The 301-nt window shown below is 49.5% G+C and carries 1 protein-coding gene; it reads right to left on the reverse strand.

Annotated elements, in window-relative coordinates:
* The coding region (locus tag HFD99_RS25115) for a condensation domain-containing protein (protein WP_167441086.1) at positions 1–301 on the reverse strand (301 nt) is incomplete at both ends.

Raw genomic sequence — 301 nt, forward strand, 5'->3', positions numbered from 1 at the left:
CCAGGTACGGAACGAATCCGTTTTGTGCGGAAGACGAGTCGGTTGTCCGTTCAATGCTTGTTCGTAGGCTGTCGTAAGATCCTCGAACAAAATGCGCCAAGAAACGGTATCTACTACTAAGTGATGAATAGCTATCAGCAAATGATCTCCATCTGGGCAATGGAACAGCCCCAGCTTCATCAGCGGTCCTTCGCTTAAATGAATCCCCGCCTGAATTTCATTTACTTTGGCCTCAATCGCCGCAGACACTTCCGACTCATGGCTGAAGTCTATGCGTTCCAGCGTATACAGCTCACCCTCG

Source organism: Paenibacillus sp. EKM301P (assembly GCF_011800295.1).
In the GTDB taxonomy this organism is placed as follows: domain Bacteria; phylum Bacillota; class Bacilli; order Paenibacillales; family Paenibacillaceae; genus Paenibacillus; species Paenibacillus polymyxa.